The 20628-nt window shown below is 69.6% G+C and carries 20 protein-coding genes; 12 read left to right on the top strand and 8 right to left on the bottom strand.

Annotated features, from left to right (window positions below; genetic code table 11):
• Positions 1 to 30: 30 nt before the first annotated feature.
• Positions 31 to 1149, top strand: coding sequence for a GTP cyclohydrolase II RibA (gene ribA, locus F4X11_13705; protein MYN66068.1), 1119 nt, complete (start codon positions 31 to 33; stop codon positions 1147 to 1149).
• A 16-nt stretch (positions 1150 to 1165) separates the two neighbouring features.
• On the opposite strand, the gene F4X11_13700 is transcribed toward ribA, so the two are convergent.
• The 3 genes from F4X11_13700 to F4X11_13690 are packed head-to-tail and all read right to left on the bottom strand — an operon-like array spanning position 1166 to position 3691.
• The gene (locus tag F4X11_13700) at positions 1166 to 1972 is read right to left on the bottom strand and encodes a creatininase family protein (GenBank protein MYN66067.1); all 807 of its coding nucleotides are present in this window, start codon (positions 1970 to 1972) and stop codon (positions 1166 to 1168) included.
• The gene (locus tag F4X11_13695; GenBank protein ID MYN66066.1) at positions 1965 to 2834 is read right to left on the bottom strand and encodes a methyltransferase domain-containing protein; all 870 of its coding nucleotides are present in this window, start codon (positions 2832 to 2834) and stop codon (positions 1965 to 1967) included. Before F4X11_13695 ends, F4X11_13700 begins: the two co-directional genes overlap by 8 nt.
• Positions 2831 to 3691, bottom strand: coding sequence for an FkbM family methyltransferase (locus tag F4X11_13690; protein ID MYN66065.1), 861 nt, complete (start codon positions 3689 to 3691; stop codon positions 2831 to 2833). Before F4X11_13690 ends, F4X11_13695 begins: the two co-directional genes overlap by 4 nt.
• A 42-nt stretch (positions 3692 to 3733) precedes the next feature.
• Here F4X11_13690 and F4X11_13685 point away from each other — a divergent pair, with 42 nt between their 5' ends.
• The 4 genes from F4X11_13685 to F4X11_13670 all read left to right on the top strand — a co-directional run bounded on the left by F4X11_13685 (position 3734) and on the right by F4X11_13670 (position 8109).
• Positions 3734 to 4174: a hypothetical protein gene (locus F4X11_13685; protein ID MYN66064.1), complete on the top strand. Its 441-nt coding sequence runs from the start codon at positions 3734 to 3736 to the stop codon at positions 4172 to 4174.
• Between the two features lie 9 nt (positions 4175 to 4183).
• Entirely contained in the window at positions 4184 to 5878 is a 1695-nt protein-coding gene (locus F4X11_13680; GenBank protein MYN66063.1) for a sulfatase-like hydrolase/transferase, read from the top strand.
• Positions 5879 to 5949: 71 nt separating this feature from the next.
• Positions 5950 to 7263, top strand: a complete 1314-nt coding sequence (locus F4X11_13675; GenBank protein MYN66062.1) for an AAA family ATPase — start codon at positions 5950 to 5952, stop codon at positions 7261 to 7263.
• The gene (locus F4X11_13670) at positions 7264 to 8109 is read left to right on the top strand and encodes a DUF4435 domain-containing protein (GenBank protein ID MYN66061.1); all 846 of its coding nucleotides are present in this window, start codon (positions 7264 to 7266) and stop codon (positions 8107 to 8109) included.
• Positions 8110 to 8193: 84 nt separating this feature from the next.
• Here the strand turns inward: F4X11_13670 and F4X11_13665 are convergent, their stop codons facing one another.
• Both F4X11_13665 and F4X11_13660 read right to left on the bottom strand, forming a co-directional pair.
• Positions 8194 to 9522, bottom strand: coding sequence for a hypothetical protein (locus F4X11_13665; protein ID MYN66060.1), 1329 nt, complete (start codon positions 9520 to 9522; stop codon positions 8194 to 8196).
• Entirely contained in the window at positions 9516 to 10499 is a 984-nt protein-coding gene (locus tag F4X11_13660) for a PIG-L family deacetylase (GenBank protein MYN66059.1), read from the bottom strand. Before F4X11_13660 ends, F4X11_13665 begins: the two co-directional genes overlap by 7 nt.
• 163 nt (positions 10500 to 10662) lie before the next feature.
• Here F4X11_13660 and F4X11_13655 point away from each other — a divergent pair, with 163 nt between their 5' ends.
• From F4X11_13655 to F4X11_13645, 3 genes are read left to right on the top strand one after another with little or no spacing between them, the layout of a single operon-like run.
• On the top strand, positions 10663 to 10929 hold the full coding sequence (locus F4X11_13655; protein MYN66058.1) for an addiction module antitoxin: 267 nt from the start codon (positions 10663 to 10665) through the stop codon (positions 10927 to 10929).
• Positions 10926 to 11240: a type II toxin-antitoxin system RelE/ParE family toxin gene (locus F4X11_13650; GenBank protein MYN66057.1), complete on the top strand. Its 315-nt coding sequence runs from the start codon at positions 10926 to 10928 to the stop codon at positions 11238 to 11240. Before F4X11_13655 ends, F4X11_13650 begins: the two co-directional genes overlap by 4 nt.
• Positions 11237 to 12205 carry an MBL fold metallo-hydrolase gene (locus F4X11_13645; GenBank protein MYN66056.1) on the top strand — a complete coding sequence of 323 codons (969 nt, stop codon included), beginning with the start codon at positions 11237 to 11239 and terminating at the stop codon, positions 12203 to 12205. Before F4X11_13650 ends, F4X11_13645 begins: the two co-directional genes overlap by 4 nt.
• Here the strand turns inward: F4X11_13645 and F4X11_13640 are convergent.
• From F4X11_13640 to F4X11_13630, 3 genes are read right to left on the bottom strand one after another with little or no spacing between them, the layout of a single operon-like run.
• Entirely contained in the window at positions 12169 to 13251 is a 1083-nt protein-coding gene (locus F4X11_13640) for a glycosyltransferase family 4 protein (GenBank protein ID MYN66055.1), read from the bottom strand. The two genes, F4X11_13645 and F4X11_13640, sit on opposite strands and share 37 nt — an antisense overlap.
• Complete coding sequence (locus F4X11_13635; protein ID MYN66054.1) at positions 13242 to 14381, bottom strand: glycosyltransferase family 1 protein; 1140 nt, start codon at positions 14379 to 14381, stop codon at positions 13242 to 13244. Before F4X11_13635 ends, F4X11_13640 begins: the two co-directional genes overlap by 10 nt.
• Before the next feature lie 7 nt (positions 14382 to 14388).
• Positions 14389 to 16233: an ABC transporter ATP-binding protein gene (locus F4X11_13630; protein ID MYN66053.1), complete on the bottom strand. Its 1845-nt coding sequence runs from the start codon at positions 16231 to 16233 to the stop codon at positions 14389 to 14391.
• 86 nt (positions 16234 to 16319) lie between these two features.
• Here F4X11_13630 and F4X11_13625 point away from each other — a divergent pair, with 86 nt between their 5' ends.
• The 4 genes from F4X11_13625 (at position 16320) to F4X11_13610 (ending at position 20606) form a co-directional block, all read left to right on the top strand.
• Entirely contained in the window at positions 16320 to 17711 is a 1392-nt protein-coding gene (locus F4X11_13625; protein ID MYN66052.1) for a PQQ-binding-like beta-propeller repeat protein, read from the top strand.
• A gap of 110 nt (positions 17712 to 17821) precedes the next feature.
• Positions 17822 to 18820 (top strand): hypothetical protein, encoded by a 999-nt coding sequence (locus F4X11_13620; GenBank protein ID MYN66051.1) that lies wholly within the window; start codon positions 17822 to 17824, stop codon positions 18818 to 18820.
• A 200-nt stretch (positions 18821 to 19020) separates the two neighbouring features.
• The gene (locus tag F4X11_13615; GenBank protein ID MYN66050.1) at positions 19021 to 20022 is read left to right on the top strand and encodes a hypothetical protein; all 1002 of its coding nucleotides are present in this window, start codon (positions 19021 to 19023) and stop codon (positions 20020 to 20022) included.
• Between the two features lie 125 nt (positions 20023 to 20147).
• Positions 20148 to 20606 carry a hypothetical protein gene (locus F4X11_13610; GenBank protein MYN66049.1) on the top strand — a complete coding sequence of 153 codons (459 nt, stop codon included), beginning with the start codon at positions 20148 to 20150 and terminating at the stop codon, positions 20604 to 20606.
• Positions 20607 to 20628 lie beyond the last annotated feature (22 nt).

Genomic DNA, 20628 nt, shown 5'->3' with positions numbered 1-20628 from the left:
AAACCACCGTAACGACTGTGACGCATGGGAATGTACGACTCGGAACGCGCACTGTTCGACCTGCGGCAGGGCAGGTCGGTGTACATCACGGCGGCGGGTGAGCGCGCCGCGCTGATCGCCTCGGTCGATGGACTGACCGACGCGGCGTTGGAGACGTTGCGCGGGGAGGGGCAGTTGCGCCTCGTGGTGACGCGCCACCGCGCCACATCGATGGGGCTCGTTCCCACCGCCGCCATGGAAGGGGCTCGCGGCATGAGCCTCTCGCTGAACGGGGAGGGCCCCGAGCAGATTCTGCACCTGGCGATGGCCAAGGGCCGGTTCTCGATCGACCCGCGGGACGTGCGAACCGCGACCACCGTCGAGATCGGCGGGCTTGCGCTGGCGCGCCTCGGACGGCTGCTGCCGGCGGTGGTGAGCGTGGCGGCCGATGCCCGGGACTCCGTGCCGTTGCGCGATCGCATCGCCAGCGGGGCAACGCTGTCGGTGACGAGCGCGCAGATCGAGGAGATGGCCCGCAGCGTGGACGTGCGCGTCACGCAGGTCAGCGAGGGACCCGTCCCGCTGGCCGAGGCCGAGTATGCCCGCTTCGTCTTCTTTCGCGAGGCGCACGGGTTGCTCGGGCACGTGGCGGTGCTGGTGGGGCGCCAGGGCGACTGGCCGGATCCGGTGCCGGTCCGCATCCACTCGGCGTGCCTGACGGGAGATCTCTTCGGCAGCCTGCGGTGCGACTGCGGAGAGCAATTGCGGGGCAGCCTGCGGCACTTCGCCCGGTCCGGCGGCGGCGTGCTGCTGTACATGGGCCAGGAAGGACGCGACATCGGGCTGGCCAACAAGCTGCGCGCGTACACGCTGCAGGAGCATGGCCTCGACACGGTCGACGCCGACGGCGTGCTCGGCTTCGGCGCCGACGAGCGGGAGTACGTCGCGGCGGTGGCGATGCTCAAGGAGCTGGACGTGAAGCGGGTGTTGCTGCTGACGAACAATCCCGCGAAGATGGACGCGTTGCAGAGCGGGGGCATCGAGGTGTACGACCGCCGTCCCCTGTACGGCACCCTCAACCGCCACAACCTGCCCTACGTGAAGGCGAAGTTGCAGCGCGCCGGCCATTGGCTCGAGGACATGCTGTCCGGCGCGCCCCCAACCAAGTAGGCGGGCCGGCGCCCGTTCAGGCGAGTCGTTCGACCGGAAACGCCCGGGTGTCGCGGATGATCGCCGCCAGCGTGTCGCCGTAGTGCTCCACCAGCCGCCGGCCCATCTCCCCGGTGGCGAGACGGGCGTCGCCGGTGACGCCGCGGGGGTTCAGATCGCCCGCCACCCACGCGAACGCCGCCGATCCCTCCGGGAGGATTCCAGAGCCGGCGGCCTCGAGCTCCTGGCCCAGGGACGCGAAGCGCGCCACCTGTTCGGTCCGCACCCGGTCCGGATGCAGGTGCAGCATCATCGCCGTCTCGACCGCGCCCCCGTGCAGCCCGTGCCGCCATTCCGAATCCGGGAGGTCGACGTCCGGCGCCGGCGCGAACGAGAAGTAGGTGGCCTTGACGACCAGCAGGCCATGCTCGCGCCGAAGCTGCAGCCCCGCGGTCTCCATGGCATGGCGGTTCCCACCGTGACTGTTGCTCAGCACGAGGCGCCGGACGCCGTACCCGGCCAGGGCGGCGCCGAGGCGCACTATCACCGCGGCGAGGTCGCCGGACTCGACGTGGAGCGTGCCGGCGAGTCCCGCATGGGCATGCTCGGTGCTGGCGCCGATCGGCAGCGGCGGCAGCACACGGACCGGGAAGTCGGCGGGCAGCCGCGTCATGGCGCGCGCCAGCAGGCCGCGTCCGATGTCGGCGTCGGTCGACAGCGGCAGGTGGGGGCCGTGCTGCTCGATGGCGGCCAGCGGCAGCACGAGAACCGGATCGCGGCGGGCGAACTGCGCCGCCTCGGGGCCGGTCAGCGACTGCCAGTGCGGGATCGGATCGTCAGGCATGGGCCGTGGCCGGACCGCCGGCGCGCCGGAACAGCGCGAGATCGTATCCGATCCAGCCGCGGCGCAGGCAGGTCCGGAGCGCGCTGCCGCCCGTCAGGTGGCCGAGCCGCGCGTCGACCGGGAGCCAGCCGACCAGCGCCGCGAGCAGTGCGATCGCGCGATCGCGCGGTCGCCCCGTCTCGAGGAACGGCGTCAGGTCGTCGGTCGAGCGGTGCTCGAATCCCGCCTCTGCGGCAAGGGCGCGAAGCGTCTCGCGGTCCGGCAGGGTGTTGATGCGCCACCCGCGGCGGAAGCGCTCGATGCTGCGGCGTGCCGCGGCGCCGCCGCCCGCGCGCCGGACGTCGTCGCAGATGAGCAGCAGGCCGCCCGGCCGGACGACGCGCGCACACTGGGCGAAGAAGCCGGCGGGGTCGGGTCCGTGGACGAACGACTCGATGGCGTACGCCAGGTCCGCGGCGGGCAGCGCGAGCCCGGGGTCCGCGTAGTCGCCTTCCAGACAGCGGATGCGATCGTGGAGGCCGGCGGCGTGGATGCGCTCGGTGGCGAGACGGGCCTGCAGCGGGCTCAACGTGACGCCGGCGCCGCGGATCGGGAGCCGCCCGGCGAGATAGCAGAGACTGCCCCCGACGCCGCAGCCGAGGTCGACGACCGAGGGTTCGGTCCCGGCCGGCAAGGCGGCGCGAAGCTGATCGGCGATGCGGTCCTCGACGTAGTGGAACGCCGCCTCCCGGGATTCGACGCCCGGTCCCCACACCGCGCGGTGGATGGCGCCGGCGCCGCCGCCCTGCCCGTAGCGCAGGAACGTCGCGGTGTGACGGTCGTAGTACCGCTGCACGTGGGTGGGGTCGAAGCGCGCCGTCATCGCCCGCCGTCCCCCTCGTCCAGACGGGCGTAGACGTCGCCCGAGCGACGCTGGGCGGCGGCCGTCGCCAGGACCGCGGCCAGCCGGTCGCCGGTCAGCCAGTCGGGCCCGGCGAGCTCGAACGACTCGCCCGGCGACCAGTTGTACCGGTAGCGGCCCAGGGAGGAGAGCCGCGCCACGCAGGCGCGCACGGCGTCGAGTGCGCCCGGCAGATACTCGAACGACAGGCTCGCGAGCGGCCGTCCGAGACCCGCCAGCACGTCGGGCTCGCTGCCCTCGACGTCGACCTTCACGAAGGCGGGCTCGCCGAAGCGGGCAATCAGTCCGTCCAGGGTCGTGCACGCAACCGTCACGGTATGGTTCCAGCGGATGTTCGCGAAGCGGGGGTCGCGTTCCCGTTCCGCGCGCCATCCGTCCGCCGCGGTGCTCAGGGTGGGATGGCGTTCGTTGATCGTCAGTTGCAGCCGGCCGTCGGTTGCCCCGACCGCCGACTCGACCACGGTGACGCCGCGCGCCCGGCGGAAGACGGCGCGCAGCAGGCGGGCGCAGTCGGGTTGCGGATCGAGCGCGACGACGCGGCATCCGAGCGCGCGGAACGCCCGCGTCCGGTTGCCGACGTGGGCCCCGAGATCGAAGACCAGATCGCCGGGCGTCACGAACTGCCGGTACAGGCGCCGGAGTCTTCGCTGCCGTCCCGGAATCGCGTGATACACGAGCAGGGAGCGCGCCAGCCCCGCGGCGCGGCGCAGGGCGCTCACGCGACAGGTCCCTGGTTGCGGCGACCGCGGCGTCGGGAGGGACGAAGAGCGGTTGCGATGCGACCGGGGGGCGGCGGGACGGCGGTCTTCTCCACGCATTCCCATTCTGGGATGGAACCGCGCGCGGTTACAATGGCCAGCATGTCCTTCCAGGGTACTGGTGCGGGCGTCGGCCTGCGAGCGTTGTCGATGTTCATGGGGCTGTTCCTGATCCTGATGGCGGGGCAGAAGGTCGGCTGGCTGCTCAGCAGCGTCCCGCTGCTGGCCGAGTTGGAGCGCTGGCGCGAGCTCACTTCCGGCAACAGCCTCTGGTACCTCGAAACGATCTGCATCCCGTTCGCCCCGCTCTTCGCGCGCGTCGTGCCGCTGGCGGAGTTCGCCGCCGGCGCGGCCCTGATTGTCGGCTTCAGCGTGCGCGTCACGGCCGGCCTGGCGTTGCTCATGGTGCTCAACTTCCACTTCGCGAGCGGCATCATGTTCACGGGTCTGGGGTATCTGACGAACGGCTTCGGGCCGCCGGTGCTCGGCAGCCTGCTCGCACTGACCATCGGCGGCCGGGCGCTGCCGTTCAGCCTCAGGTAGGCGGCGTTCGTGTCCGCAGACGCCTCGCGTCCTGCGCGTGCCCCGGGATTGCGGCGGCCGCGCGTCGCGCCGCGAGACGCCCTCCGGCATCTCGGCGCGTGGGTTGCGGTCGCCGGCGCGATTCTGCTCCTCAACCTGTCGCTGACCTTCCGCAACGTCTGGCCGACGCTGGCCGTCCGCCCGACCGCCGAGGTGTCGCCGGATCTGGCGGCGGCGATTCTGGGCCTCGTGTGCCTCCGGTGGTGGACCGGCCGCGTCTCCGCGCGGTTCCTGCGGGGGGCGGCCGTCGTCTGGGTGCTGCTGCTCGCCGGACGCTACGTGGACGTCACGACGCGCGCGCTCTATGGGCGGGACGTCAATCCCTACTGGGACCTGCGCCACGTGCCCAGCGTGGGCGCGATGTTCGCGACGGTGGCCGAGCCGTGGCAGATGGCGCTGTTCCTGGGGACGGCGGTCGCCGCGCCCGTCGCCGTCTATGCCGCCGCACGCTGGTGCGTCGGCCGTATCGCCCGTGCGGTGGAGGCTCCGGCGGGGAGGCGGCTGCTCGGCGCCGCCGCGGGGCTTCTGGCGGCGCTCTTCGCCGCGGAGCAGGCCGGCTGGCGGCCGGTGGAGCGCCTGCGGTTCGCCGATCCGGTCGCCTCCGCCTACGCCCGCGAGGCGTACGAGCTGGCCTACGAGATGAGCGGCGCCGGGGTCGCGGCGCTCGGACCCCCGCCGGTGCTGCGCTCGGACCTCTCGCGCGTGGCGGGGGCCGACGTGCTGCTCGTCTTCATGGAGTCGTACGGCGTCGTCAGTTGGGAGCGCCCGGCGTTCGTGGAGGCGCTCGCCGCGAGTCGGGCGCAGTTGACGGCAGACATTCGGGACACGGCACGGGAGGTCGTCTCGGCGCGGGTTGAGTCGACGACCTTCGGCGGCGAGTCGTGGCTCGCCCACATCAGCCTGCTGTCCGGCACCGAGGTGCGCGACGACCGGAGCAACGTGCGGCTGATGGCGCAGGAGCGCGACACGCTGGTGACGGTGTTCCAGCGCGGGGGCTATCGCGCGCTGGCGATAGCGCCGGGTCTGCTCGTCCCCTGGCCCGAGGGCGCCTTCTACGGGTTCGACGAGATCTACGACCACGACCGGCTCGACTACCGCGGGCCGCCGTTCGGCTGGTGGAGCATCAACGACCAGTACGCGCTGGCCCGCGTCGATCGCCTGGAGATCGAGCCGCGCGACCGAGAGCCGCGATTCGTCTTCTTCACGACCATCACCACCCATGCGCCCTTCACTCCGGCACCGCCGTACCAACCCGACTGGGAGCGGGTGGTCTCGGCGCGGCCCTATGACGACGACGAGCTGTGGGCAGCCTGGTCCGAGCAGCCGGACTGGATGAACCTGGGTCCGAGCTACGTGCAGGCGCTCCGCTACGCGTACGCGACGGTAGGGGGGTACCTGCGGCTGCGCGGAGACCGCGACCTCGTGATGATCCTGGTCGGCGACCACCAGCCGCCGGCCCTGGTGAGCGGCGAAGGCGCCTCCTGGGACGTGCCGGTGCACGTTGTCGCCAGCCGTCCGGCGCTGCTGGATCGCTTGCGGGGTAGCGGGTTCGCGGACGGCCTGCCGCCGGGCGGGGCGACGCTGGCCCGCATGGACGCGCTGCTGCCGTTGCTCCTCGACGCGTTCGGGGACGCGGAGGATTCCGGCGAGAGGATGGTCCCCTGAGCAGTTCGCGCGCGACGCATGCGATGCTAGACTGAAAGCGATGTCCAAATTCGGAGGCTGGGACTGATTCAATGGCCGAATCGGAGTTGCTGAGGCTGCAGCGCATCGCGGTGGACGGCCTCTTCGGGACCTACAACCACGACATTCACCTCAAGCTCGAGGATCGAGTCACGCTTCTGCATGGCCCCAACGGCGTTGGCAAGACAGTCGTTCTGGGGATGGTCGACGCGCTGCTCAGGCGGCGCCTCGGCTATATTCGTGGCATTCCGTTCTCCCGCTTCTTCCTGGAGTTTCGTGATGGCAGTACCGTGGAAGTGACGGCTACGGGCGAAGAGCCCGGCGGCGGCTACAAACTGCGGTTGTTCACACAAGGACGGCCGCACTCGGCAAGCCTCGACGAATTGTCCCCGGCAGGCAGGATAGCGGCGAAGATCGACTATCTGCGTCCGCACCCTGGGACCGCCGACGCCTGGATCGACATGCGCGATGACCTAGTGCTCGACGCTTCGGAAGTTGTCTCACGATACTCGGAGGGAGACACCGACGGAGAGCAGACGATCTGGTTCGACAAATTTCTCGGGCACGCTCGCGCCCACTTCATCGAGGCCCAGCGCCTGGTGCGGACGGACTTGAGCGCCTTTTCGCGCTTCGGCTACCGGAGATCGCTACGGCGTGAACCACCCATCTTCGCGGTGGACGAATGCAGTGAGCATTTCCGGCGACGGATCGCCGATAAGATGGTTCAGTACGGCCGCGAGTCCCAGGCGCTTGACCAGTCCTTCCCGCAGCGCTTGATTTCGGCGACGGATGAGCTGGCCGTCGACGAACTCAAGGAACGGATGTCCGAACTGGATCGCAAGACGGAGGAGTTGAAGAGAATCGGAGTCCTGGACGAGACCCCCACACATCCATTCCCGGTCGACAAGCTCGGCGACATGGATACCGCGCGGATCCGGGTCATGACCCTGTACATTCAGGACACCGAGCGGAAACTGCAGGTGCTGGAAGATCTCGCAAGACGCGTTCACGTTCTTCTGGATAACGTGAATCAGAAATATCGACACAAGAGGATCGCGCTGGATAGAGAGCACGGATTCGTCGCCAGGAGCGGTATGGGCCAAGACCTGGCGCTACGGGCGCTCTCGTCGGGAGAGCAACAGGAGCTGGTCCTCCACTACGACCTGCTGTTCAGGGTTCGGTCCAACACGATAGTGCTCGTCGACGAGCCCGAGCTTTCCCTCCACGTGGCCTGGCAGAAGCGCTTTCTTCCCGACTTGCTGAAGATCGTCGAACTGTCGAATTTCGACGTGCTGGTCGCGACGCATTCGCCGTACGTCGTCGGCGACAGAGACGACTTGATGGTTGCTCTGGGGGATCCTGCCTGAATGCCGACCGGCCACAAAGATCCGGGCACGATCGCCTCGGAGATCAAGATGATGCGCACGGAACACGCCGGCGCATTTCTGGTTGTCGAGGGCGTGACGGATATGCGATTCTGGCGACCGAGGAGGTGCGAAGAGTGTGAGCTCGTGGATGGTGAAGGCAAGCACAATGTCATCGGTGGTATTCGAAGGCTCGATGGTGAGAGGATCGACGGAGTATTGGGGATTGTGGACGATGACTGTGACAGCCTGATGGATGTCGACTTCGGTACGCCGAACGTGGTGGGAACGGACGGTCACGATCTGGAGTGTCTTCTTTGTCGCTCGTCCGCTTTCGAAAAGGTGCTTGCGGAATACGGTGACGAATCGAAGATCGGCCGGTTCGAAAGAGATGCGGGAACGGATGTGCGCGGCGCGTTGCTGGAACGGGCACTGGTCTTCGGACGACTGAGGTTCGCAGCCCTGCGCGACGGGCTCGATATCGACAGTTCCGCAATTCGCGTACCGCGTTTCGTCGATGTCGAGACGTGCGCGGTGGACGAGCAGGGATTGCTTCACGCAGTGGTGAAGGATGGTTCAACGTGCGATGAAGAAGTTGTGGAACGGTGCATCGGACAGTTGCCGGTTGCTGATCCATGGCGTGTCGTTCGCGGCCACGACATGGCGCGTATTCTGAGAATAGGACTGGGCCGTGTTCTCGGCAACGTCGGAGCGGGTGTCGGCCAGGAGCACATTTCGAGCATTCTCCGCTCCGGCTTTACGCCAGCCGACTTGCAGGCGACGACGTTGTGGACGGATATGCGGGCATGGGAAGCCGGGAACCACCCGTTTCGGATTCTTCAGGACTGAGCGCGGCGCGTGCAGGTATCGAGTACAGGGCCGCGACGTGGAAACTCGGTGGTCTGGTACTCAATGCTGTTTCGGGAGGACCGGTCAACAGTAACGGCTTGGTAGGTCGAGCAGCACTCGTCGTCGACGAAGCTCGGCGTGCCGGTCTCCGATGTCGGCGGGGGCGATCTTGCCCCGCAGGTCGGCGTCGACGGTGACGCTCGCCGGCAGGTACCGCTTGACGAGCGCGAACTCGTCCTCGTACTCCGCGGTCGGAAAGGTGAGCGTGAGCCGCGAGACGCCCTCCGCGTAGTCGACGCGGTAGAGCGGGTTGACCGCCAGCACGCCGGTCACGTCGAGCGGGTCGGCCACCGGGTAGTGCCGGTACAGCCCGCGATCGCGGCTGGCCACGAGGGTTATCGACGGCGTGTCGCCGCATGCGGCCGGTAGCGTGTGGTTCGCGAGATCGAGGACCCGGTCGTCGAGGACGCGGTCCAGGAGATGTCGGTCGTCGAAGAGCCTGGGCTTCAGCGCTGCGAAGAGGTTCGAGTAGGCGGCGGGCGAGAGGGTGTCGCCGGCGGAGTAGTTCTCGCCGTGGGCGCTGTGCAGGTGCGGCATGGCAATCACGCCGTCGCCGGTCGCGACCCGCTGCATCTCGCCGGCGAGCAGCCGCTTGTGCCAGATGTAGGGAAACGCGTCGCTCAGAAGTACCATCGCGAACCGGTCGTCCGCGAACGGCAGCGGGCTGTTGGCGTCGCAGCAGATGGGCTCGCAGCGCGGGGCCAGGATGCGGGCGGCGAGCCAGAGCTTCCAGAAGTGGACGTCGGCGAGGACCGCGCCCGCGCACGCGGGCTGACGCAGCAGCATGCGGGTGAGATGGCCTGAGCCGCCGCACAGGTCGAGTGCGCGGCGGGGTGGAGCCGCGCCGCGCCCCCGTCGGTCGGATGCTCCGGCGCCGGCGTGTGCCTGCGGGCCGACGCGGCAAGTTCGGTCGCCGCCGCCGGCCGGATGCCCGCGGTGTCCCAGCGCGTCGAGCAACGCCTCGATGAGCAGGGCGGTCGGGTCCGAGAACCGATGAAGCATATAGTCCGCCTCGGCGTCCAGGCAGAGCACGCCGAGGAGATCGCGATACGTCGCCCGGCCGGCAACCGAGGTCATCTCGCGAAACGCGTCGAGCCGCGCGCCCTCCAGGCCGCGCAGCATGTGGAGGGCGTCGTCGCGCCGTCCCGCCTCCAGCGCGTGCATCGCATCCCGTGTCGCGTCGTCGGCGATCAGGACCGGAATCCCTGCGACCACCGGGAAGGCGCAGCACTCGCAGCCCAGAACGCCGGATTCGATGCGGTCCCGCCCGCGGTCGAGCGCGGCGTTCTCGATTACCGACAGGCGGGTGCCGCAGAACGGGCAGCGGAGGAGGTCGAGAGTCTCGATCAGCATGGCGGCGCCGTTCGGCCTCCGCCCGGGGGGCGGTCGCCGGCATGGCGGGGCCCGGCGAATGGCTCGGGTGGTGAGCCGAGGTCCTCGAGAAACGTGCGGCCCGCGGCGCCGGCCGCCGCCCGCCGGTAGTGTTCGATGCCCAGCAGGCGAGGGGCATCCTGCTCGGTGACGTAGGCCAGTGCGCTGTCCCGGAACTGCGACGCGTGGCAGGCTAGCGCGGCAAGCTTCCGTGTCGCGAAGACGCCCGCGTCGACGACCAGTGTCGGCGCCGGCGCACCCGAACCGAACGCATCCGGATCCGCAACCCCGAGAATCGACGACGGCGGGCGGCGTTTCGTGGAGTCTCTCCGGCGTCCTGGATCCGAAGCGCCACCGGATGGCGGCTCGTTGGCCGCGCCGCCCCGCAACGTCTCCGCGGCATGATCCGCGACGGCGCGCATCGATCCGGAAGGCATCGTGACGTAGTAAAGAGCCGGTGCGTCGTCGCGCAGCGCCATGACGGCGGCCGTCGTCAGCTCGTGCACCGCGATGTGGTCCGGGTGCCAGTAGAGACCGTCGGCATCGAAGGTGACGACGACCTCCGGCCGGCGCACGCGAATCGCCCCTTCGATCTCGGACCGCAGCGGACCGGCGGCAAGCCAGGGCAGCATGCCGTCCTCGTGGTCGAGCAGCGTCACGGCGCCGATGCCGAGCGCTCGCGCGGCCGCCTCCAACTCCCGCCGCCGTTTCCGTGCGACCTCTCCCGGGCTCTCACCGTGCTCGTCGCGCGTCACGCACAGGCTGGATCGCAGGGTTCCTTTCTCGCTGCCCGCCGTCGAGCCGCGACCGTGCTCGCCGCGTGTCATGCACAGCAGCGACACGTCGACTCCCAGATGGGCGCACCACGCCAGCAGGCCGCCGCACGCGATCGACTCGTCGTCCGGATGCGCGAGGACCGCCAGCAGCGAACGGACGCGAAGATTCGTGGGGGCCGGCATGGTCGATGTGCTTGCGACGGTGGAAGCGTACGTCACGGACGGCCCGGCACGCCACGGGTGGCGGAGACGAGGATGGCGACCTTGCAGCACCGCGATGTCGCCGGCACGCTGAGATGTGCAAAATATTGGTTATGATGAATACGCGGCAGCCGAGGAACACGCCATGCCACGCACGACCACGATGACGGTTCGCCTCAGCGGTGCGCTCAGCGACTTCGTCGCGGCCAATGTCGGTGAGGACGGATCCTACGAGAACATCAGCGAGTACGTTCGCGACCTCATCCGGCGTGACAAGGAGCGGTCCGAGCAGGAGGCGTACGAGCGCCTCAAGGCCGAGCTGGTGCGTGCCTTCGCGGCGCCGGACTCCTCCTTCCATTCGCTCTCGGCTGCCGACGTCATCTCCCGGAACAGGGTGCGGCCCGGCGAATGAGGGTGGTCCGGGTCCAGGAGGCGGCCGCGCTTCGCATCGACGAGATCTACCGCTATTCCCGGGAGCGATGGGGGGCGGCCCGCGCCGACACGTACATCACGGGGCTCTTCGAGGCATTCGGGAGAATCGCTGGCGGCGGAGTTCCATCACGTCCCGTACCGGCCGCGTTCGGGGTGGATGGCTACGTCTTCCGGTACGAGAAGCACTTCGTCTACTGGAAGACGCTGAGCGACGGAGACATCGGTATCGTCACCGTTCTGCATGAGCGGATGCACCAGATGGACCGGTTCCGGGAGGACTTCGGAGCATGAGGCGGGAGGCGTCCATGATCAGACAACCTCGTACCGTACTGGCCGTTCTGACCGCGGCCTGCATCGTGGCCGTCGCGGTAGCTGGAGCGCAGAACCCCACCGACCCGTTCGCCGGCGTTGAGCTGACCGTCGTGCCCGTGGCGGGGCAGGTCCACATGGTGAAGCGCCCCGGCGGCGGCGGCAACGTCGGCGTATTCGCCGGGCCGGACGGCGTGCTGCTGGTCGACTCGCTGTTCGCACCGCTCGCCGAGCGGCTGGTGGCCGCGGTGCGGAGCGTGTCCGACGGCGAGATCCGCTTCCTGATCAACACGCACGTGCACCCCGACCACATCGGCGGCAACGCACCGCTGGCGGATCGGGACGTTCTGATCTTCGCGCACGACAACGTGCGGGTCCGCGCGCTGGAGCGTCTTCGCTTCCCGCGCCGCGGCGGGAGCTTCGCGCCGCGTCCCGCCGCCGGCGCGCGGCCGGTCGTGACCTACAACGACGCGGTGAGCTTCCACTTCAACGGCGAGAAGGTGCGGGCGTTCCTGGCGCCGGCCGCCCACACCGACGGCGACACCTTCGTGCACTTCCCGGAATCCGACGTGCTGCACCTCGGCGACGTGTTCCGGACAACGAGCTACCCGATCGTCGACGTCTACAACGGCGGCACGGTCGCGGGCACCGTCGCGGCGCTCGAGAAGGCGATCGGCATGGCGGGGCCGGCCACGCGGGTGATTCCGGGCCACGGGCTGCAGGTCGTCGGGCGCGACGCGATGATCGAGTTCCTGGACATGATCGTCGACGTGCGGGATCGCGTGCAGGCGATGATCGCGGAGGGCTATACCCTGGAGCGGGTGATGGAGGCGGCGCCTACCGCCGCCTACGACGCGCAGTGGGGGCGGGAGGCGACGTGGACGGCGAACGACTTCGTCCCGATCGTCTTCTACGAGCTCGGCGGCGGGTCGCTCTTCGTGCGCTGAGTCGGGTTCACGGTGATTCGCACGCCCCGCCGGGCCGCCGCCAAAGCCGCGTAGATCCGGGCGTACCCCTCTACCATCCGGTCCGGGTGGAAGCGTTCGAGGGCGCGGGCGCGGACCTTCGCGCGGTCGAGCGTCGTGATCCGCGGGATGCCCGCCACCAGCTCCTCCAGGCTGTCGAAGGCGCGGCCCGTGACCCCGTCGTCCACCAACTCGGCGACCGCGCCGCGGTCGAGCGCCGCCACCGGCGTGCCGCAGGTCATCGCCTCGGCCAGCACCAGGCCGAACGGTTCCTCGGACTGCACGGGGTAGAGCAGGGCGCGCGCGCCGCCGAGCAGCGCCGCCCTCCCGGCCGAGTCGACCTCGCCTCGATGGACGACCCGGTCGCCGTCGACGAGCGGGGCGACCACGTCGCGGTAATAGTCGTTCTCCGCCGCCGCGAGTACGAGACGCATGCCGCTGCGCCGCGCCGCGTCGATGGCCTCGCGTACGCCCTTGCCGGCCGTGAAGCGGCCCAGGAACAGCAGGTAGTCTTCGGGGTCCGGCCGAAAGGGAAGCGCCGCGGGGTCGACCGCGTGATGCACCACGCCGGCCACCGTCAACCCGGCGAGCCGCTGCGCCTGCGCGGCCGAGACGGCGATGAACGGCGCTTCCGAATAGTGCGACCAGAGCGAGACTTCCGGGTCGGTCGGCCAATGGTGGACCGTATGGACGACAGGCGCCGGGGACAGCCGCGAATAGGCCAGTCCCAGGGGCGCGTACTCGGCCTGGGCGTGAATCACGTCGAACGCCGAAGCGCGCTCGACGGCGGCCGCGAGATTGAACAGCTCGCACAACTCCCACGGCCAGAGACACTCGTCCGCGTGGTAGCCCTCGCGGAAGATGGCGTGCAGCCTTGCCGGGGTCTCGGATGATCCCGCCGCGAAGAGGGTGACGTCGTGCCCGCGAGCCACGAGGCCTCGCACCAGCAGGTCGGTCACCGCCTCGATGGAGCCGGAGCGTGCGGGCGGCACCGACTGCGCCACCGGCGCGACCAGCGCTATCCGCATCCGCCGCCTCGTTCGGCCGTCGCGTCCAGCAGCCGCGGCAGCAGGTACGCGGCGTCGAAGCACTCGTGCGCGATCGCGGCGGCCCGCGCGGCGTGCAGCGGGTAGTCGCGTTCGACGCGGGCAAGTCCGTCGAGCGCCTCATCGACCGTGGAGAACGGAATCAGGCCCGTGCCCGACGGCAGGTGGGCGCTCCACCCGGTGTCCTGCACGACGGCCGGGCGGCCCGCGGCCAGATAGCAGGCGGTGCGGTCGCTGAACCACCCCGACCGGTGCGCGACGTAGGCGTGCTTGGCCACCCCGAACTCCGCCTTAGAGTCCTGGATGAACTCGCGGTAGGCATCGGCGGTGCGCGAGACGTGCATCGCGTCGACCGGCGCCCAGCCGTGCGCCCGCAGCAGATCGTGGGGGCCGTTGACGGCCAGCTCGAAGCGCGCCGCGGTGCGTGCCGGCAGATCGATGAACCGGACGAACTCGCGGTCCTTGTTGCCGTCGACGTCGGTGAAGCTCTCCGTCTTCCAGGTCATCACCGTCGTAAAGCGGTTGCGGGCCGGAGGACGGTCGGTGCGCCAGAGCCGCGTGACGACCGGCTGCCAGGTCGGGCGCCACGTGAACCCGCCGGTCGGCACGTCGCAGGCGGGTGTGCCGACGTTCGCCCCGAACGTGAAGAGGTGATCGAAGCCGCGGAAGAAGTCGACGTACCACGTGACGCCCTTGGCGATGGCGAGCTGGGTGAACACGGGGTCCGAGTCGATGAAGATCCGCCGCGGGATCGCGCGGTACTCGTCGCGCCAGAACCAGCAGCCGCCCGACAGGTCGATGTAGAGGTCGGCGCCGCGGCAGTACTCCCGCAGGCGGTCGCGCGACCAGCCGTGGTAGGTCTCGTCGTAGTTGACGAAGCACCAGCGGTCGCCCAGCCCGTGCGGCGCCAGCGCTGCGTGGATGGTGCGCGTGCCGTAGGAGGGGTCTTCCGAGATGGCGTCCGCGTCGGCGTCGTAGATGCACTCGCCGGTGTCCTCCAGATAACAGACCTCGTGGCCGAGATCGCGCAGCCCGAGCAGGTACATCAGCGAGCACCAGGTGACGCCGCCGAAGGGATAGCGCCCGATGATGCCGGCGAAGAGGATGCGCATGGGTGGATCAGGATCGCGCCGGCAGCGCGAGGTCGGGGGCTTCCGCCGTGGCGCGCGCCAGGTCGGGGTCGTCGAGCGAGCCGCCGCTGGCCAGCCGTTCCCACATGCGGCGATAGAGATCGCTCGTCGCGAGCAGCGCATCGTGCGGACCCTGCGCGGTGATCCGGCCGTCCTGCAGGACCAGGATGCGGGTGGCGTCCCGGATGGTGGACAGGCGGTGCGCGATCACGAACATCGTGCGGCCGTCCCGCAGACGGCGCAGGGCATCGAAGACGGCCGCTTCGGCCAGGGTGTCCACGGCCGAGGTCGGCTCGTCGAGGATCAGGATCGGCGCCTGTTTCAGCAGCGCTCGCGCGATGCCCAGCCGCTGGCGCTCGCCGCCGGAGAGCGTCGCGCCCGCCTCGGCGACCGGGGTTTCGTAACCGCCCGGCAGCCGGGCGATGGCCGCGTGGATTTGCGCGTCCCGCGCCGCCTGCTCCACCTCGGCGTCCGAGGCATCGAGCCGCCCGTAGCGGATGTTGTCGGCGATGGTCCCCGCGAAGAGCAGCGGATCCTGCGGCACGAGAGCTATCCGTTCCCGGAGCGAGCGCAGACGGTAGGCGCCGGCGTCGCGCTCGTCGATGAGCACGCGTCCCGCCGTCGGCGTGAAGAGCCGCGGGATCAGGTGCACGAGGGTCGTCTTGCCGGCCCCGGTCGGGCCGACCACGGCGACCAGCTCGCCGGGATTGGCTTCGAGGTTCACGCCGTCGAGAACGGTGCGCTCGCCGTCGTACGAGAACGCGACCGCCTCGAAGCGGACGTGCCCGGCCAGGCCGCGGGCGTCCACCGCGTCCGGCGCATCGGCAATCTCGGGCTCCAGCGCCAGGATGTCGCGCACCCGGCCCGCCCCCCCGCCCGCCTGCTGCAGATTGCCCACGGTATGGGCGATCTCGGCCACCGGGTCGTAGACGCGCGCCAGGTAGGCGATGACGACGAGCAGTTGGCCGACGGTCAGCGTCTCGTCGACGACGCGGAGCCCTCCCACGACGAGAATCATCGCCGTGCCGGCCAGCGTCACCGTGGTCACGGCCAGGGAGAAGAGGGATTCCTGCCAGGTCAGGCGCACCCGCGCCCGCGCGGTGTCGCGGCTGGTGCGGGAGAAGCGGCCGAGCTCGTGCCTCTCGCGGGCGAAGCTCTTGATGGCCGCGATCGACCGCAGCGTCTCGTAGGCGCGCTCGACGAGTCCGGACTCGAGCATCTTGACCTGCTCGGCCCGCTCGCTCAGCGTCGTCGCGTGGTAGCGCAGGCACAGGTACAGGAACGGCGCCACGGCCAGCGCGAGGAGCGCGAGCGTCGGGTCCATGGCCAGGACCACGGCGAACATGACCGCCAGATGCAGCCCCGCAAGCGCGATGGGCAAGGCGCCGCCCGTGACGAGGTCGTTGATGCAGTAGGTGTCGGCGTCCAGCCGGTAGACCGCATCCGACGTCCGGTGGGTGAGATGGTGCCGGAGGGGCAGCGCCTGCAGGTGCTCGAGAAGACGGCTTCGCAGGTCGTGCACGACCCGCTGGCCCATGTCCACCTCGATCTGCGTGTGCGCGAGGCGCACGGCCTCCGCCGACAGCTCGATGGCCAGGCCGCCGCCGGCGAACAATGCCAGCAGCGCGACCGCCCCCAGGTCGGCGAAGAAGGGCACAGCGGCGACGAGCGGCGCGGGGAGCGGCTGCTCGCCGAGCACGCTGTCGACGATCAGCTTCAGCGCCCACGGCGCGGCGGTGGCCAGCCCGATCTCGACCAGCGACAGCCCCAGGACGGCGGCGACGCGCGCCCGGTAGGGCCGCAGGAACGCCGCCGTCCAGCGGATGAGAGTCACGGCGTATCAGTGTACGCGCGCCGGCGCGGCAGCGCGTGCCGCCGCCCCAGTGTGCCGGCGCGGTAGAATGAGCCGGCTCGACAACGATGACCCTTCAGGAGGCTGCGGTGAATACGACGCGAGTGACGGTGATGGCGGCGCTGGTGGCGTCGATGGCGGCGGGTGTCTCGGCCCAGACCAACTGGCCGCAGTTCCGGGGCGGGGTGGCGGGCGTCGTCGCCGACGATCCGGCGCTGCCGGACCGCTGGGGGCCGGACGAGAACATCGCCTGGCAGATCGATATCCCGGGCCGCGCCTGGAGCTCGCCGATAGTCTGGGGCGATCACGTCTTCGTGCTGACCGTCACCCGCGTGAGCGGCACGACGGACGCGCAGCCGCTGCCGATCGAGTCCTACCGGGCCCGGTCCCTCGGCGGATCGATGACCGGGGCCGACATCGACCGGGAGGGCGAGCCGCTGCGCTGGGTGCTCTACGACGTCGATTTCGAGACCGGGGCGGTCCGCTGGGAGCGCGATCTGCACACCGCGGTGCCGACGCTGACCGCGCACCAGAAGAACACGTTCGCGTCGGAGACGCCGGTCACCGACGGCGAGCGGGTCTACGTCTACCTGGGCGACATCGGCCTCTTCGCGTTCGACTTCGAGGGCAACGAGGCGTGGTCGGTGCCGCTGGAGTGGCTGCCGCGGCGCAACTGGGGCGCGGCCGGATCGCCCATCCTGCACGACGGCCGTCTCTACGTGGTCAACGACAACGACGAGCAGTCGTGGGTCGCGGCCTTCGACGCGGCCACCGGCGCGCAGATCTGGCGGACCGACCGCGACGAGGGGACCAACTGGTCGACGCCTTTCGTCTGGGAGAACGACGTCCGCACCGAGCTCGTGACGACCGGCACCGGCGGCGTCCGCTCCTACAGCCTCGACGGCGAGCTGCTGTGGGAGCTGCACGGCATGTCGTCGCTCGTCATCCCGACGCCGTTCTCCGACCATGGCCTGCTGTTCATCAACTCCGGCTACATCGCCGACAGCCACCGGCCGGTCTACGCCGTTCGGGCCGGTGCGAGCGGCGACATCTCGCTGGGGCAGGGGAGCACCAGCAACGACTACGTCGTCTGGTCGCACCCGCAGCTCGGCTCCTACAACCCGTCGTCGCTCGTCTACGGCGACTACCACTACACGCTGCTCGATCGCGGCATCCTGATGTGCTACGACGCCCGCACCGGGCAGCCCGTCTATCCGCGCCGGCGGGTCACCGCGGGAACGCTCTTCACGGCGTCGCCCTGGGCCTACAACGGCAAGATCTTCGCGCTGAGCGAGGACGGCGAGACCTTCGTCATGCAGGCGGGCGATGAGTTCGAGGTGCTCTGGCGCAACTCGCTCGGCGACGAGATGACGATGGCGACCCCGGCCATCGCGCGGGGCAGCCTCTTCCTACGGACCGCGTCGACGCTGTACCGCATCGCTTCGGATGCGGGCGACTAGCGGGGTTGAAGGAGCCGCGAAATCAACGTTACGATAGTTGATTCGAGAGGCAAAATCGTGTCTGAACCGGCTGGCGCCCGGGGAGCGCACAGCTTGAGGGAGGCGGGTCGATGAATCATCGTGCATTGACGGCGTTGTTGGCGCTGGCCGCGGTTGCGCTGCTGGCCCCGCTGCCGCTCGGGGCGCAGTCGAGCGACGAAGTCATGCGGACCCCCGACGGGCAGCCGCACATCTCCGGCATCTTCACCTTCCGCACGCTGACGCCCCTGGAGCGGCCGGCGGCCCTGGAAGGGCGCGAGCGCCTGAGCCTCGAGGAGGCCGCGCAGTTCGAGGCCTCCGAGCGCATCCGGCTGAACCGCGACCTGTTCGACCCGGAGACCGGCGCGCCGAGCGCCGGCTACCAGTCGCGGGCCGAGGGCGGGGTGCTGTCGTACAACGAGTTCTGGTACGAGCGGGGCATCGAGCTGACCGCCGACAAGCGCACGGCGCTCATCGTCGATCCGCCGGACGGCCGCATCCCGTATACCGGTGAGGCCCGGGAGGCGCGACGCATCCGCCGTCTCAACCTGCGCAACGGCTTCGCGGACCACTACACCGACCGCAGCTTGTCCGACCGCTGCATCATGGGCTTCAACGCCGGGCCGCCGATGACCGCGGGCTCGTACAACAACAACGTGCAGATCATGCAGATCCCGGGCTACGTGGTCATCTACAACGAGATGGTGCACAACCCGCGGATCATCCCGATAGACGCCGAGGCGCCGCGCCACGGCCTGCGGCAGTGGTCGGGCGAGTCGCGCGGCCGGTGGGAGGGTGAGACGTTCGTCGTCGAGACCTACAACTTCATCACCGAGACCAGCCTGCGCGGCTCGTCGAAGGACACGCACGTCATCGAGCGCTTCCGCCGCGTGGATCCCGACACCGTGGTGTACGAGTTCACGGTCGAGGATCCGAACAACCTCACCGGTCCGTGGACTGCGTTGATGCCGCTGCGTCGCACCGACGGCCCGCTCTTCGAGTACGCCTGCCACGAGGGCAACATCGGCATGGAGGGCATCATGGCCGGCGCGCGTCGCAAGGACACGCAGCGCGTCGACGCCGACCGCTGATCGGGAACGCGGGTCGGACCGGAATTCGCACGACGCATGCGGCCCGTTGCGGGGCTTCCCGCTACGGGCCGCTTCCCTGTACGGGGTCGGGCGCGAGATCGTCCGCGTCGGATCTCCGCGTCAGGCGCGGCACGCCGTTGAACAGGTGGCGATTCCAAGGTAGGATCCATGTTTCCGTTGCAGCGCATGGAGGATTCCAGATGAGTCAGCGATTCGTGATGGTCGTCGCAATGGCGCTCGCCGCGACGGTAGCGGCGGCGATTCCCGCAAACGCCCAGTCGGCCGAGTCGGAGACCGTGATGCGGACGCCGGACGGCCAGCCGGACATCTCCGGCATCTTCACCTTCCGGACCCTGACCCCGCTCCAGCGCCCCGCGGCGCTCGAGGGCCAGGACCGGCTCGGCGCCGAGGAGGCGGCCCAGTTCGAGGCCTCCGAACGGATCCGGCTGAACCGCGACCTGTTCGATCCGGAGACCGGCGCCCCGAACGCGGGCTACCAGTCGCGGGCCGAGGGCGGGGTGCTCTCCTACAACGAGTTCTGGTACGAGCGCGGCATCGAGCTGACCGCCGACAAGCGGACGTCGCTCGTCGTCGACCCGCCGAACGGGCGCATCCCGTTCAAGCCGGAGTACCAGGAGGCGGCGCAGATCCGCCGGCTCAACCTGCGCAACGGGTTCGCGGACCACTACACGGATCGCAGCCTCGCGGACCGCTGCATCATGGGCTTCAATGCCGGACCGCCGATGGTCTCGAGCGCCTACAACAACAACGTGCAGATCTTCCAGGTGCCCGGCTACGTCGTGATCCTGAACGAGATGGTGCACAACGCGCGCATCATTCCCATCGACGGCCGGCCGCACGGCGAGCTCCCGCAGTGGTCGGGCGACTCGCGTGGGCGGTGGGAAGGGGAGACCCTCGTCGTCGAGACGAAGAACTTCCTGCGGGAGACCAGCCTGGGCGGCTCGTCGGCGGACACCTCCGTGATCGAGCGCTTCCGGCGCATGGATCCCGACACCGTGATGTACGAGTTCACCGTCGAGGACCCGAACAACTTCATCCGGCCGTGGACGGCGATGATGCCGTTGCGGCGGACCGACGGCCCGCTCTTCGAGTACGCCTGCCACGAGGGCAACATCGGGATGGCCGGTATCATGGCCGGCGCGCGGCGCAAGGACACGCAGGCCGTGACGTCGGTCCGTTGATGCAGGACACCGACTGACCGGTGCAGTGCGCCGGTCTCGACACGCGACTCTCACGGGCCCGTCTCAGTGCACTGGGGCGGGCCTTTCTTATGTGTTTCTCGTTTCTTTCGGAAGGAAGACGATCCATGCGTACGTGGTTGCCCTTCGTCGTGATGACGGTGCTGAGCTGGGGGACCTACATCCCGACGCTGCATCGCGGACAGCAGGCCCTCGGCAGCAGCGGGGTACATGCCTTCCTGATGGTCGGGGCGGCCTATCTGGTCGTCGCGATCGCCGTGCCGGGGATGATGATCGCCCGCGCCGGCACGTGGAATCTGTTCGGCGACAACCCGAACGGCATGCTGTTCACGTTCGCCGCCGGCGTACTGGGCGCGGTGGGCGCGCTCGGCATCGTCCTGGCCCTGGTCAACGGCGGCCGCCCGAACGTGGTGCCCCCGTTGGTCTTCGCCGGGGCGCCGGTCGTGAGCGTGTTCGTCGCGATGCTCTACAATCCGCCGCAGGAGAGCCCGTCGCCGGTGTTCTTCCTGGGTATCCTGATGGCCGCGGCCGGCGCGTTCCTGGTCCTCTCGTATCGCCCCCATTGAGGAGTTTGCGCCGCGGAAAGCT

The sequence above is a fragment of the Acidobacteriota bacterium genome (assembly GCA_009861545.1).
Taxonomy (GTDB): domain Bacteria; phylum Acidobacteriota; class Vicinamibacteria; order Vicinamibacterales; family UBA8438; genus WTFV01.
The sequence above is the reverse complement of the archived record's forward strand: the minus strand, read 5'-3'. Positions and strand labels throughout refer to the sequence as shown.